The 14,078-nt window shown below is 34.8% G+C and carries 12 protein-coding genes and 1 pseudogene; 6 read left to right on the forward strand and 7 right to left on the reverse strand.

The genetic code is table 11. The features are described from left to right. Positions 1–479: 479 nt before the first annotated feature. From rho to FNZ60_RS05165, 6 genes and pseudogenes are all read left to right on the forward strand, one after another. Entirely contained in the window at positions 480–1,745 is a 1,266-nt protein-coding gene (rho, locus tag FNZ60_RS05140; RefSeq protein WP_142416601.1) for a transcription termination factor Rho, read from the forward strand. A gap of 31 nt (positions 1,746–1,776) precedes the next feature. Beyond that, complete coding sequence (gene mnmE / locus FNZ60_RS05145; protein ID WP_142416602.1) at positions 1,777–3,084, forward strand: tRNA uridine-5-carboxymethylaminomethyl(34) synthesis GTPase MnmE; 1,308 nt, start codon at positions 1,777–1,779, stop codon at positions 3,082–3,084. A gap of 107 nt (positions 3,085–3,191) precedes the next feature. Continuing rightward, positions 3,192–5,060 carry a tRNA uridine-5-carboxymethylaminomethyl(34) synthesis enzyme MnmG gene (gene mnmG, locus FNZ60_RS05150; protein ID WP_142416603.1) on the forward strand — a complete coding sequence of 623 codons (1,869 nt, stop codon included), beginning with the start codon at positions 3,192–3,194 and terminating at the stop codon, positions 5,058–5,060. Continuing rightward, positions 5,060–5,701: a 16S rRNA (guanine(527)-N(7))-methyltransferase RsmG gene (gene rsmG, locus FNZ60_RS05155; protein ID WP_142416604.1), complete on the forward strand. Its 642-nt coding sequence runs from the start codon at positions 5,060–5,062 to the stop codon at positions 5,699–5,701. The genes mnmG and rsmG overlap by 1 nt, the downstream gene beginning before the upstream one ends. Before the next feature lie 13 nt (positions 5,702–5,714). Continuing rightward, on the forward strand, positions 5,715–6,512 hold the full coding sequence (locus FNZ60_RS05160) for a ParA family protein (protein ID WP_142416605.1): 798 nt from the start codon (positions 5,715–5,717) through the stop codon (positions 6,510–6,512). Positions 6,513–6,550: 38 nt separating this feature from the next. Further along, positions 6,551–7,446: pseudogene (locus FNZ60_RS05165) on the forward strand (ParB/RepB/Spo0J family partition protein). 23 nt (positions 7,447–7,469) lie between these two features. Here FNZ60_RS05165 and FNZ60_RS05170 read toward each other — a convergent pair. The 7 genes from FNZ60_RS05170 to dapF all read right to left on the reverse strand — a co-directional run bounded on the left by FNZ60_RS05170 (position 7,470) and on the right by dapF (position 13,919). Next, complete coding sequence (locus tag FNZ60_RS05170) at positions 7,470–7,937, reverse strand: hypothetical protein (protein ID WP_142416607.1); 468 nt, start codon at positions 7,935–7,937, stop codon at positions 7,470–7,472. Positions 7,938–8,562: 625 nt separating this feature from the next. Next, positions 8,563–9,051 carry a hypothetical protein gene (locus tag FNZ60_RS05175; RefSeq protein ID WP_142416608.1) on the reverse strand — a complete coding sequence of 163 codons (489 nt, stop codon included), beginning with the start codon at positions 9,049–9,051 and terminating at the stop codon, positions 8,563–8,565. 2 nt (positions 9,052–9,053) lie between these two features. Beyond that, positions 9,054–9,815, reverse strand: coding sequence for a hydroxyacylglutathione hydrolase (gloB, locus tag FNZ60_RS05180; RefSeq protein WP_142416609.1), 762 nt, complete (start codon positions 9,813–9,815; stop codon positions 9,054–9,056). A gap of 66 nt (positions 9,816–9,881) precedes the next feature. Beyond that, positions 9,882–10,568, reverse strand: a complete 687-nt coding sequence (locus FNZ60_RS05185; protein WP_142416610.1) for a septation protein A — start codon at positions 10,566–10,568, stop codon at positions 9,882–9,884. Beyond that, on the reverse strand, positions 10,565–11,770 hold the full coding sequence (ftsY, locus tag FNZ60_RS05190; RefSeq protein ID WP_142416611.1) for a signal recognition particle-docking protein FtsY: 1,206 nt from the start codon (positions 11,768–11,770) through the stop codon (positions 10,565–10,567). Before ftsY ends, FNZ60_RS05185 begins: the two co-directional genes overlap by 4 nt. A 14-nt stretch (positions 11,771–11,784) precedes the next feature. Beyond that, positions 11,785–13,068, reverse strand: a complete 1,284-nt coding sequence (mtaB, locus tag FNZ60_RS05195; RefSeq protein ID WP_142416612.1) for a tRNA (N(6)-L-threonylcarbamoyladenosine(37)-C(2))-methylthiotransferase MtaB — start codon at positions 13,066–13,068, stop codon at positions 11,785–11,787. Further along, positions 13,068–13,919 carry a diaminopimelate epimerase gene (gene dapF, locus FNZ60_RS05200; protein WP_142416613.1) on the reverse strand — a complete coding sequence of 284 codons (852 nt, stop codon included), beginning with the start codon at positions 13,917–13,919 and terminating at the stop codon, positions 13,068–13,070. The genes mtaB and dapF overlap by 1 nt, the downstream gene beginning before the upstream one ends. Positions 13,920–14,078: the final 159 nt, after the last annotated feature.

A 14,078-nucleotide genomic window follows, 5' to 3' on the forward strand; every position in this document is an offset into this window, starting at 1 on the left:
ATTATTATGCACAAATTAAATGCTTGTGATAATCAAACACCTTTTATAGAAGAAAAGAGGGGATAATGTCTTTAAGACAATGTTATTTTTATTCTTTTCTTCTTCTCTTGTGTGGATAAAATCGAGGATAAGTGAAGGATAAATAATAATCCACACTAAACACAGCTTTAAATAAAAAGAATTTTTCCTTTAAAATATAAATTTATTAATAAATTTTAAAAATATCTTTGAATAATATTTCATAAATGTTACAGTTTTAATCATATTTCTGTTATAATAATTAGAATACTATCTGGATTTTATAATTTTAAAATTTTTCATATAATTTATTAATATTACACGAATAAATTTCATATAAATGACACTTGCGGATTCAAAAAATTGAGTGTAAAATGTTATTTTCTTAGGAATATTTCATTCTATAAAATTTCCATAAATTGTTTAAGGTAATTCTCTCCTTAGTTAAAAGAGCATATTTCATGCAAAAAATGAAACTACAAGAACTTAAAAGCAAAAATCCCGTTGAACTTGTTTCTTTTGCTGAAACGTTAGAAGTCGAAAATGCTTCGCTTATGCGTAAACAAGAATTAATGTTTGCGATTTTGAAAAAACTTGCTCTACAAGATGTCGAAATTATAGGAGAAGGTGTTGTTGAAGTTTTGCAAGACGGGTTTGGATTTTTGCGGTCTGCTGACGCTAACTATCTTCCTGGACCCGACGATATTTATCTTTCACCATCACAAATTCAGTCATTTTCTTTAAAAACAGGTGATACCATTGAAGGCCCTATACGGAGTCCAAAGGAAGGGGAACGTTATTTTGCCCTTCTTAAAATTAATACAATTAATTTTGAAAAAACTGAAAAGATTCGTTATAAAATTCACTTTGATAATCTTACTCCTCTTTACTCAAATGAACGTTTCCAAATGGAAATACAAGATCCTACAGAAAAGGATATGTCATCGCGTGTGATTGATTTAATATCTCCATTGGGAAAAGGACAAAGAGGGTTAATTGTTGCACCACCACGGACTGGAAAAACAGTTCTCCTTCAAAATATTGCTCATTCTATAACCACTAATCATCCTGAATGTTATCTTATTGTTCTTTTGATTGATGAAAGACCAGAAGAAGTTACGGATATGCAGCGTTCAGTGAAGGGAGAAGTGGTTTCTTCTACTTTTGATGAACCAGCAATACGTCACGTACAAGTGGCAGAAATGGTTATTGAAAAAGCCAAACGCCTTGTTGAATCTGGACGTGATGTTGTTATTCTTCTGGATTCTATTACACGTCTTGGGCGTGCATATAATACGGTTGTTCCTTCTTCTGGTAAGGTTTTGACAGGTGGTGTGGATGCAAACGCTTTACAACGTCCAAAACGTTTTTTTGGTGCTGCACGTAATATTGAAGAAGGTGGATCTTTAACTATTATTGCAACGGCTTTGATTGATACAGGAAGCCGTATGGATGAGGTCATTTTTGAAGAATTTAAAGGAACTGGTAACTCGGAAATCGTTCTTGATCGTAAAGTTGCTGATAAGCGTATTTTCCCTGCTATGGATATTTTGAAGTCAGGAACGCGTAAAGAAGAACTTTTGGTTGCACGACAAGATTTGCACAAAATTTTTGTTCTTCGTCGTATTTTAGCACCTATGAATGTAACAGATGCAATTGAATTTTTGATTGATAAGTTAAAGCAAACAAAAAATAATAGTGAATTTTTTGATTCAATGAATACGTAGAATCATTAAAGTTTTTATTAGGATAGAACCTGTGGATACAATCTTTGCTGTTTCGAGTGGATTGTTACCTTCGGGGGTTGCAGTCATCCGTCTTTCTGGCCCTCATGTTGAGCATATAGTTAAAACGCTTTGTGGTTGTTTACCTAAAGCACGCTTTATGCATTATGGAAATATTACTGCTCGTGATGGTAGTTTTTTAGATTCTGCTTTAACTGTTTTTTTTCCTGCACCTCATAGTTTTACGGGGGAAGATTGTGCAGAGTTTCATTTACATGGAGGAAAAGCGGTTGTTAATCGTTTTCTTGATGAATTATCGACATTTTCTGGATGCCGTATTGCAGAGGCCGGTGAATTTTCTCGTCGTGCATTTAGGGAGGGAAAATTAGATCTTGTTCAAGCAGAAGGTCTTGCTGATTTAATAGAAGCAGAAACAGAAAGCCAACGTCGTTTAGCTGTTATGGGGACAAGTGGGCATTTAACAAAACTCTATCGTGATTGGCGCCATAAGCTTATGAAGGCGCGTGCTTTTATTGAAGCAGAACTTGATTTTGTTGATGAAGCAGATATTCCTAACGCGATATCTGATAAAATTTGGAAAGATGTGGAAGATCTTTGTACTTCTCTTCGAGAACATATTGCTAAAGGGGAGCGTGCAGGTATTTTACGTGATGGATTAAAAATTGTTATTGCAGGGGCTCCAAATTCTGGAAAATCAAGCATTATGAATCGTCTTGCAGGAAGATCTGTTGCCATTGTGACAGAAGAAGCAGGAACAACGCGTGATGCTTTAGAAATGAGACTCATTCTTGGTGGTTTACCTGTTTTTTTAACGGATACTGCTGGTTTTAGAAAAACAGAAAATAAAATAGAACAATTAGGGATAGAAGTTGCTAAACAGCATGTTAGAGAAGCTGATTTAGTTATTTTGGTTTATGATATAGGAAATCCTAAGCAAATTGATTTACCAAAAACATCGGCTGAAATATGGCGCGTTGGCAATAAGCTTGATCTTTATGAAAAAAATGATCCGTGTTGGTCTATACAATTTTCTGCATTAACGGGTTTAAATTTTGATTGTTTTATCAGAGAACTTGAATCTTTTTGTGATCATCGTGCTTCTGAAGTTGGAAACCTTGTTCCGGCGCGTAAAAGACAACTTCAACTTTTAAAGGAAGCTGTTGAGGAGATTGAAAATTCTCTCAATTATCATTCTCTTGATCTTAGTTTACGTGCAGAACATCTCCGTCGTGCAAGTGATTTTCTTGGAAGAATTACGGGAGATATTGATGTTGAAGATTTACTTGATATTATTTTTTCAGAGTTTTGTGTTGGTAAATAATGATTCACGTGAAACATTGATTATTTCATAGACATGTTTAAAATATTATGTAATTTATATTCTGTTTCACGTGAAACTTTAGAATTGTTTTCTATGGAATGAATTAAATGCAATCATATGACGTTGTTATTGTTGGTGGTGGTCATGCTGGCTGTGAAGCTGCTTCGGCTTCAGCGCGTGTAGGAGCAAAAACAGCGCTTGTGACACATAAAATATCAGCACTAGGAACAATGTCGTGTAATCCTGCTATTGGGGGTCTTGGAAAAGGGCATTTGGTTCGTGAGATAGATGCCTTAGATGGCCTTATGGGACGTGCAGCAGATGCTGCTGGAATTCAGTTTAGGCTACTTAATCGACGTAAGGGGCCAGCAGTAAGAGGTCCACGAACACAAGCAGATAGACAGCTCTATAAAGAAGCTATTCAAAAACTCTTAAAAGGACAAGAAAATCTTACGCTTATTGAAGATGAAGTCATTGATTTGGTTATTAAAGATCATTGTATATCAGGTGTTGTTTTAAAAAAACAAGGAACATTTTTTTCTGGTGCTGTTGTTTTAACAACAGGAACATTTTTAAATGGTTTTATTCATATTGGTGATAAAACGTGGGCTGCTGGCCGCATGGGAGATCCATCAAGTGTGCAACTTGCTGAACGTTTGAAAAATTATGCTATAAAACTTGGACGATTAAAAACTGGAACTCCTGCTCGTTTGAGTAAAAAAACAATTGATTGGGATCGTCTTTTAAAACAACAAGCCGATGAAAATCCTGTTCCTTTTTCTCTTTTAACAGAGAAAATTGAACAACCACAAATTGAATGTGCTATAACACGTACAAATGCGCAAACACATAAAATTATCCGTGATAATATTCATCGTTCTGCTTTATATTCTGGAAATATTGAAGGTTTAGGACCTCGTTATTGTCCTTCAGTTGAAGATAAAATTATTAAATTTGGGGAACGTGATGGACACCAGATTTTTTTAGAACCAGAAGGGTTAAATGATGATACAGTTTATCCAAATGGTCTTTCTACTTCTCTTCCAGAAGATGTACAAATTTCCCTATTGAAAACCATTGAAGGGTTGGAAAATGCTATAGTTTTGCAACCCGGTTATGCTATTGAGTATGATTTTGTTAATCCGCAACAATTAACAAGAAGTTTAGAATTACGCTCTTTACCAGGATTGTTTTTAGCAGGACAAATTAATGGTACAACAGGATATGAAGAAGCTGCAGCACAGGGACTTTTAGCTGGATTGAATGCTGCCCGTAAAGTGGGTAAATTAGATGAAATACTCATAAGTCGTTCTACTGCTTATATTGGTGTTATGGTTGATGACTTGGTTTCACGTGGTGTTTATGAACCTTATAGAATGTTTACATCACGAGCAGAATTTCGTTTGTCTTTACGATCTGATAATGCTGATACGCGTTTAACACCTTTGGCACAAGAATGGGGTATTGTCAGTAAAATACGTTGGGATTTTTATCAGAAAAAACAACAACAGCTTGATCAAGCACGATCGATATGCCAAAATCTCTTTTTAACACCTAATGAAGCTTCTGCTCACGGATTACATGTTAATCATGATGGAATTCGACGTTCGGCTTATGATTTTCTTTCCTATCCCCATATGACTTTAGAGCGTCTTTCACATTTTTGGCCACAATTACAAACGATTGATTCTAAAACAGTCGAATCTTTAGAAATTGAAGCACAATATGCAGTTTATTTAGATAAACAAGCGCAAGATATTGCTTCTCTTCAAAAAGATGAACGTTTAGAAATTCCTTCATCTCTTGATGTTCAGGCAATTTCAGGTCTTTCAAATGAACTTAAATCAAAAATTCAAGAAGTGTCGCCGCGTTCAATTGCTGATGCACAAAAAATTGATGGTATGACACCCGCCGCGTTATCACTTATTATTACATATATTCAACGTCAACGACGTGAAAAGGCTAAAACAGCTTAATGGATTTTTCTACAGAACAAAAATATCAGCAACTATTAGATATTGTTCCTTCTGTTTCACGTGAAACGATGGAAAATTTAATTCAGTTTGAGTCTTTAATACTTCAGTGGAATGCGCACATTAATTTGATATCTGCTGCAACAATACCGGATCTATGGATACGGCATATCTTAGATTCAGCACAAATTTTTCCTTTATATAGTCATTCCTTAAAGTGGTGTGACCTAGGATCAGGAGGAGGTTTTCCAGCAATAGTAATTGCTATCTTTCTGAAAGAAAAAAAAGCAGGACATATTAATCTTGTTGAAAGTAATGGAAAAAAAGTAGCCTTTTTGAGAACAGTTATTGCTCAACTTAATCTTCCAGCAACAGTTTATCACGCTAGAATTGAAGATGTATATCAAAAAATCCCTATATCTGATATCATAACGGCACGGGGATTAGCGCCACTTAATGTTTTATTACAGCTTATTTTTCCTTTATTAACAGAAAAAACAATCGCTCTTTTGCAAAAAGGTCGGGATTACGCTACAGAAATAAAAAGTGCCTCTGCCAATTGGCACTTTGATCTGTTAAAACATAAAAGTAAAGTTGATGAAAATTCTGTTATTTTAGAAATTTCTCATATTCGATCATATTAGAGGGTAAAGCAAAATGAGCGAAACACGAATTATCGCTATTGCAAACCAAAAAGGTGGAGTCGGAAAAACAACCACAGCAATTAATCTTGCAACAGCTTTAGCCGCCATTGGTGAAAATGTTCTTATTATGGATGTTGATCCACAAGGTAATGCAAGTACAGGCTTAGGAATTGATCGTAACAGCCGTCCTTTATCGTCTTATGATGTTCTGGTTTCAGGAGTTTCAATTACACAAGCAGCTTTAAAAACAGCTGTACCTAATCTTCATATCGTTCCTTCTACACTTGATCTTTTAGGTGTAGAAATGGAAATTTCTTCATCACAAGATCGTATAAGACGCTTACGTAAAGCTCTTTATGATGATCCGGAAATGGAAAAAAAATTCAGTTATATTTTAATTGATTGTCCACCATCACTTAATCTTCTGACATTGAATGCTATGGGGGCTGCAGATTCTATTTTGGTACCTATGCAATGTGAATTTTTAGCGCTTGAAGGTTTAAGTCAATTGCTTGAAACAGTAAAACAAGTGCGATCTGTTCTTAATCCATCTTTAGAAATCCAAGGTATTGTTCTAACAATGTATGATGGTCGTAATAATCTTTCAAATCAAGTTGTTGAAGATGTACGCTCTTTTATGGGAGATAAAGTTTATCGTACTATTATTCCACGAAATGTAAGGGTATCAGAAGCGCCTTCTTTTGGTAAACCTGTATTGCTTTATGATCTTAAATGTGCTGGGAGCCAAGCTTATTTGCGTCTAGCATCAGAAATGATTCAGCGTGAAAAAAAAGCATGCGCTGCTGCTTAGAAATATAAAAAATATCTAAAAATTCAAAGAGAAAAATTATGAATGATGATCTTTCAAAAAAAGACTAGGACGTGGATTAGCAGCATTGATTGGAGATATGAATTTAAACAACAATTTTGCACGTTCATCAAATTTTGATAAATTAACTGAAACTGATAGTATTTCTGAAAGATTTGTTCCTCTTGATTCTATTTCATGTAATCCTCATAATCCACGGCGTCATTTTACTGAAACAGAACTTGATAATTTGGCACAATCAATTCGTCAACATGGTGTGGTTCAACCTGTTATTGTAAGACCTTTAAGAGACCATTCTCATCGGTTTGAATTGATAGCAGGTGAAAGGCGTTGGCGTGCAGCACAACGTGCAAATTTAACTCAATTACCCGTTATTGTTCGTGATGTGGATGATAAAACCGCTTTGGAATTGGCTATCATTGAAAATGTTCAGCGAGCTGATCTCAATCCTATTGAAGAAGCAAAGGGATATGAGATGCTCTTAAATGAACATGATTATACACAAGTAGATTTAGCGCAGGTTATCGGAAAAAGTCGTAGTCATGTTGCTAATACGCTTCGTTTGTTAAAGCTTCCAGAAAAAGTACAACAATTCTTAACGGATGGACAACTTTCTGCGGGACATGCACGGTGTCTTATAACCGTGGATAATCCACAAGAGTTAGCTGAAAAAATTATCCGTGAAGGGCTTTCTGTACGCCAAACGGAAATACTTGCCTATGAGCAAGCTAATCCTAAGACTAAAAAACGTACTACTACGGAAAAAGATGCAGAAACAAAATCTTTAGAAAAATTACTTGCAGATGTAATCGGAATGAAAGTTGTGATTCGACATGGTAAAAAAGGTGGTGATTTAAAAATACATTATTCTTCATTAGAACAATTAGATGATATTTGTCGTCGTTTACAAAATTAATTAATTCGTTTAAAAAGAGTTTTCTAACAATCGCTTCTTAAAATTTTAATTATTCTATACATATGTTCTTTAGCAAATTCAATATTGCTTAAAGGTACAATGTTTTGTTCATGAAGAGAGATTTCTTCATTTGTAAGCACATTTAATGTTGTTTTAAGTGCTAAGTGACTAATAACAAAGTCTTTGGGTGTGAGATTATTTTTTATTAAAATATTTACAAGTCCAGGTTTACTAGAAATGTAAGCTATATATCCTTCAACATGATCATTATTAGTGGTAGGGTTCCTTTTTGTGTTTGCTTTTTTTAGCTCTGAGGGTAATTTTTCACATTCTTTTTCAATTTTTTCCAGCTTTAAAAGAAGATCTTCTGTTAAGGGATAATTAGCAACAAGAGATGATATAAGAGAAGGATTATCCATTTCCTGCTTTTTTTCTTGAGCATGTGATGCAAAAGAGAAAAGAAAAAGAAAGCACAATACAAATTTAAACATAATCGAATATCCTTTCTTGTGCGAATTTCAATAAAGACTTTTTCATTTATTGCTCTTTATTTTTAGAAAAATCATTTATAAATGTAACCGGAAATAAGGTAATTATTTGGAATGGTAAAAATATGATGATTTTTTAATGAACCATTCTTTAATAGGGGCACGATTCCTTATGAAAAATAAAATGCTACTGGTTGTCAATTCACACGCTTATTTAAAAAAAAATATTTTTCAGGCTTTTTCAAGCCCATTTCATAATGGTTCCTGTGATAAGATACCATGAATAATAGAAAATTATAGGATTCCAATCTTTATATTTCTGAAGAAGTAAGCCATATCATTACATTCTTTGACAGTCCACACGATGTGCTGCGATAAACTCTTGGCATTTAAGACTTTTCATAAAAGATATTTTTATTGTAGAGTTTCATTTCACATGGACTATTCTGCTGATAACATGCAAGCGGATGGTTTTGATTGTTTTAAAATAAGAGAGATTTGGAATGAGAAAATCTTATGGTATTTAAAATTCTAATATAATATAAATTAAATAAAAATCATCATTATAAATCAATATATTGATTTATGTAAAACAATGGAATGATATTTTCCGACAGTTTATAATTGATTAGTTTCTAAACATGAATTCTTCACAGTTTCCTAAAATAGTCGTTATTTTGTAAAAATGTTTTTTAACAAATTCAAGATTATTTAGAAATATAATATTTTTCTCATATGAATATTCCTTTTCAGGTACAAATGTAAGAAGCATTGATATTTCTATAAGTGCTAAGTTGCCAGTAGCGAAATCTCTAGGTTTAAGATTATTTTTTTCTAAAATATCCATGAGTTTTGGTTTATTAAAAATATGGGCTGTGTAGTTTTCAATACTAGAGTGAGTACTAGAGTCATAATTGATAGGATTATTCTTTATTTCTGGAAGTAGAATTTTACATTCTTTTTCGACTTTTTCCAGCTTTAAAAGAAAATCTTCTGTTAAGGGATAATTGGCAATGAGAGGTAATGTAAGGGAAGGATTATCCGTTTCTTGCTTTATTTCTTGAGCATATGATAAAAAAGGAAAGAGGAGAAGAGAGCACAATACAAGTCTAAACATGGTCAAAAAATATCCTTTCTTTTTCGAATTTCAGCAAAAACTTCTTCATCTGTAGCATTATTCATTAAAAGATTTTTTCTAATTTCTTGATCATCCCACCGAAGAAAAGGGTTTGTTGCTTTTTCTTGTCCTAAAGTAATTGGTAAAGTCATGCAATTTTGTGAGCGTAATGAAAAAACTTCTTCTGCTCTTTGGTGGAGTTTTTTATTATTTGGATCAAGTGTCAATGCGAAAAGAGCATTATTTTTTGTGTATTCATGTCCACAATAAAGAAGTGTTTCGTTGGGAAGTTGACGAAGCTTTTTTAAAGAGTTCAGCATTTGTGCGGCTGTTCCTTCAAATAGACGTCCACAACCAAGTGAAAAAAGCGTATCTCCAGCAAAGAGTAATTTTTTTTCAGGAAAATAATAGGATAATGCGCCAAAGGTATGGCCAGGGGTTGAGAGAGCTAGAAGCGTATGAGAGCCAAAAAGAAGTTTTTCATCAGGTTGAAGTGTTCGATCAAGATAATGAATCTTTTCTTTTTCTGCTTCTGGTCCAATAACGATAGTGTTGTAGACTTTTTTTAATTCTTCTAAGCCTTCTACATGATCGTGATGATGATGAGTTACAAAAATAGTGCTAAGTGTCCAGTTACGGCATTTTAAAGCATTACGAATAGCTTTACTTTCAGGTGCATCTATTGCGGCTGTCATACCACTTTTTTCATCATGGATGAGCACACCAAAATTATCTTCTCGACAGATAAACTGTTCAATCAACATGTTCTTTTCTCCTGAACAGTGTATCTGTCAATCAATCTATAAAGTAATCTGTAGTGGTGAATTTGTTTAAGAATTAGATTTGTCCTTTTCTGTAAAAAGTCCTTTTGAATGTTTTAGTATAATAGGCATTTGGGTAAGCATGAAGAGAATTGTTATAGGCATCACACCAAAGACTTTGAAACTCGTCCAAAAATTATCGCTAAAATTGCGCCAAATGATTTCATTTAAAAGAGCAAGAAAAACGAAAAAAAATGCCCAACGGTAGGTGAGTTTTTGCCAGCCTAAATCATCAAGTTTTAAGGTAGAGTCAAGGGCATAACGTAAAAGTGGTTTTTTAAAAAACATTCCGCCAAAAAGTATAAAAGCAAATAAACTGTTAATGATTGTTGGTTTCATCTTTATGAAAGTGTCATTATGAAGCCAAAGTGTTAGAAAGCCAAAAACGAGAACAAATATCCCAGAAATAAGAGGCATAATAGGAATTTGTCTTGCAAGGATCCACGATAAGCTTAGAGAAATGATAATAGCTACCATAAAAATAGCTGTTGCAGGGAAAATAGGTTTACTAAAGTTTTGAAAAAATTCAATGTTTTTGATCAACCATTCTCCTTTATAATTGGCAAAAAAGAAGGCGACCAATGGTCCCATTTCCAAGAAGAACTTAAATGTTGGTGAGAGAGGTGTTTTTTTATTGTCGTCCATATTTTTTTCAGAATTATTGTGTGAATTAGGGGTAAATAAAGGCTGTTTCATACATGTTTTCCTACGATAGTTTCGGCAAAGTCAGAAGCAGAAAAGGGTTGAAGGTCTTCAATATTTTCTCCTACACCGATAAAATAAATAGGTAATTTATATCTTTCTGCGATAGCGACAAGAATTCCTCCTCGGGCAGTTCCATCCAGTTTTGTCATGACTAAACCATTAACACCTGCAATATCACGGAAAATCTCCACTTGGCTGAGTGCATTTTGTCCGGTTGTTGCATCAAGTGTTTGAAGGATTGTATGGGGTGCTTGGGGGGAATGTTTTTTTAAAACACGAATAATTTTTGCTAACTCATTCATCAATTCAGATTTATTTTGTAAACGTCCAGCTGTATCAATAATTAACACGTCACTATTTTCTTTTTTTGCTTTTTCAAAAGCATCAAACGCTAAACCAGCAGCATCTGCACCCAATTTAGTTGAAATAACAGGAGAATTGGTACGTTTACCCCAAATATGCAATTGTTCAATCGCTGCGGCTCGGAAAGTGTCACCGGCAGCAAGCATAACTTTTAGTCCTCCTTCAGTTAATTTTGCTGCAAGTTTTCCAATTGTTGTCGTTTTTCCAGTACCGTTTACACCGACCAACAAAATAACATGAGGCTTATGACTGAGATCAAGTTCTAATGGCATTGCTACAGGTTCCAGAACTTTTTTGATTTCATCAGCGACAATTGTATGAATGTCATCTGGGGAGAGATCCTTTTCATAACGATTGGAAGCTAAAGTATTCGTGATGCGTGTTGCCGTTTTTACACCGAGGTCAGCTTGAATAAGGATATCTTCAAGTTCTTGCAATGTATCTTCATCAAGTTTTCTCTTAACAAAAAGGTCTCCAATTGATCCACTTAGACGTTGTGAAGAAAGAGATAGACCTTTTTTAAGGCGTCCAAACCACGCTGTCTTTTTTTGTTCCACTGAGGGCTCCGGTAAAGTTTCTTCACTCTTTTTTTCACGGATGGTGTTTGTGACAATAACTTTACCAGAAAGGGGGACTTTATCAGAATGGGCCTCTAAAGACGGGGATTTTTCATCACATCTTGTAAGCGTTGTTTTTTGATTTGTTGATCTTTCATTTTTGTCCTTATTTTCTTCTATTATATCGCTTGTCTCAGGAATAGAAGCTTGTTCTATTTCCTGCTCTTTAGATTTATTAAAAGAAAAAATTTTTTTAATAAAAGATTTTGTCATAAGGGTTTTCCTGCTTAAGCAGCGTTTAATTTTGGAGGGATAGCAATTAATTTATCGCCATCATGGTCAACGATAAGTGCTTGAACAATTGTTCCCGCTTTTGCACCTTTAATGTGTACAAGAGTATAATCTTCTGTTCGTCCAATTTCATCTTTTTCAACGAGAATTGTTTGTTGACTGTTTTGTAAATGAACAAGATGCTTCTGATAAGCTTCATCACCTGCTTTACGCAATTTTGCAGCACGCATTTTAACTACTTTACGGTCGACTTGTGGCATTCGTGCGGCAGGTGTTCCTTCTCTTGGACTAAAGGGAAAAACATGGAGGTGGGTTAAATTACACTCTTTGATTAAAGCAAGACTGTTTTGAAACATCTCTTCTGTTTCTGTAGGAAAACCAGCAATCAAGTCGGCACCATAAACCATTGTAGGACGTTTGGCACGCAATTCTTGGCAAAATTGAATAGCATGTTCACGTAGATGACGCCGTTTCATCCGTTTTAAAATCATATTATCACCGGCTTGCAACGATAAATGTAAATGAGGCATGATTCTTTTTTCATAGGCTAAAAGATTTATCAGTTCTTCATCTGTTTCAATAGAGTCAATAGATGAAAGACGTAATCGCGCTAAGTCAGGAACATGATGCAAAATGGCTGAAGTTAATTTTCCTAGATTAGCTTTTCCAGGTAAATCGTGACCATAACTTGTAAGGTCAACACCTGTCAGAACTACTTCTTGAATCCCCTCACCCATCAGTTTTTTTATTTGTTCAATAACAGCTCCCATGGGAACTGAACGTGATGGTCCTCGTCCATAGGGAATAATGCAAAATGTACAGCGATGATCACACCCGTTTTGTACCTGTACAAAGGCACGCGTGCGTTCTTGCATGGCACTGACCATATGGGGAGCAATTTTTTGTACTTCCATGATATCATTGATACGCACCTTTTCGGAATGGTTAATACCAAAATCAGGAAGTTGACGATAAGAATGGGCGTGAAGTTTATCTTCGTTTCCTAAAACAAGATCAACTTCTGTCATTGAGGCAAAGTTTTGAGCTTCTGTTTGGGCTGCACATCCTGTTACAATAATGCGCGCATGAGGATTTTCACGTCGCGCTTTGCGGATCGCTTGTTTTGCTTGTCGTACGGCTTCGGCGGTGACAGCACAGGTATTAAAGATAATAGCACCATCCTTGAGTTGGTCTAGTCCTGAAGAAGTACTTTCTTTGCGAATGATTTCCGATTCATAGCTATTGAGTCGACAACCAAAAGTTACAATTTCTATTGCCATCAAGAGTGATCCTTTTTGTAACACCCTGTTAGAGGATTTAAAAAACCACTAAATTGATATTCTATTGGTCCTGTCATGATAATGTGATTGTCTTCCCGATAAAAAATATTAAGCATTCCCCCTGGTAAGTTTACATCGATATGGCGCTGAGTTAAACCACGTCGATAAGCAGCTACTGCACTGGCACAAGCAGCACTCCCACATGCTTGTGTTAATCCTACACCTCGTTCCCATGTACGTAAATTTAGACTTTTATTTGACGTTATGCAAGCAATGGAAATATTGCACCGTTCTGGAAAAAGGGGGTCATGTTCAAGTTTTGGTCCGTATTTTTCTAATGGAATATGTTGAATATCATTTTCAACAAAAAAGATAGCATGAAGATTGCCAATAGATATAAGACAAGCATCTTTTAGGGGACCAGCCGTAATTTCTACGTGATTAGTATCAACTATTTCACGTGAAACAGGCATATCTTTTGCATTAAAATTTGGGCATCCCATATCAACAGAGATGAGATTGTCGGTTTGACGTTTTCCTTCAATAATTCCAGCGGGGGTTTCTAAACGAAAATTTTCACCAAAATTGTGGTCTGTGAGCCATGCAATGACACAGCGGGTACCATTGCCACAAGCTTTAGCTTTTGAACCATCAGCATTCCATATTTCGATGCGGAAGTCGGCTTCTTTCTCAGTTGGTGTATGGATAGCCATGATCTGATCAAAATGCATTTCAGGATCTGCTGATAAAGCTAGGATTGCTTGTGGTGTAAGAGCTTGTGCACTTTCACGCAGATCAACAACAACAATTTGATTTCCAAGACCGTCCATTTTGCTAAATGGCGCTTTCATAAAATTTCTCTGTTTCTAATGATTACTTATCAAGAGATATATGACTGAAAATCTTATAAATTTCTAGTGTTTAATCATTATAAAACTGAGTACATAAATTATTTCATTTAAAATAAGTAATTTTTATTCTGTTTTTTTTAATTTGTTAATTTATCTTTG

The organism is Bartonella massiliensis (genome assembly GCF_902150025.1).
Lineage (GTDB): Bacteria > Pseudomonadota > Alphaproteobacteria > Rhizobiales > Rhizobiaceae > Bartonella > Bartonella massiliensis.

Excerpts from the sequence above, each read along its gene's own strand:
- rho (WP_142416601.1), top strand. The coding sequence starts at position 480 with ATGCAAAAAATGAAACTACAAGAACTTAAAAGCAAAAATCCCGTTGAA.
- mnmG (WP_142416603.1), top strand. The coding sequence starts at position 3,192 with ATGCAATCATATGACGTTGTTATTGTTGGTGGTGGTCATGCTGGCTGT.
- rsmG (WP_142416604.1), top strand. The coding sequence starts at position 5,060 with ATGGATTTTTCTACAGAACAAAAATATCAGCAACTATTAGATATTGTT.
- FNZ60_RS05160 (WP_142416605.1), top strand. The coding sequence starts at position 5,715 with ATGAGCGAAACACGAATTATCGCTATTGCAAACCAAAAAGGTGGAGTC.
- FNZ60_RS05170 (WP_142416607.1), bottom strand. The coding sequence starts at position 7,937 with ATGTTTAAATTTGTATTGTGCTTTCTTTTTCTTTTCTCTTTTGCATCA.
- FNZ60_RS05175 (WP_142416608.1), bottom strand. The coding sequence starts at position 9,051 with ATGTTTAGACTTGTATTGTGCTCTCTTCTCCTCTTTCCTTTTTTATCA.
- gloB (WP_142416609.1), bottom strand. The coding sequence starts at position 9,815 with ATGTTGATTGAACAGTTTATCTGTCGAGAAGATAATTTTGGTGTGCTC.
- FNZ60_RS05185 (WP_142416610.1), bottom strand. The coding sequence starts at position 10,568 with ATGAAACAGCCTTTATTTACCCCTAATTCACACAATAATTCTGAAAAA.
- ftsY (WP_142416611.1), bottom strand. The coding sequence starts at position 11,770 with ATGACAAAATCTTTTATTAAAAAAATTTTTTCTTTTAATAAATCTAAA.
- mtaB (WP_142416612.1), bottom strand. The coding sequence starts at position 13,068 with ATGGCAATAGAAATTGTAACTTTTGGTTGTCGACTCAATAGCTATGAA.
- dapF (WP_142416613.1), bottom strand. The coding sequence starts at position 13,919 with ATGAAAGCGCCATTTAGCAAAATGGACGGTCTTGGAAATCAAATTGTT.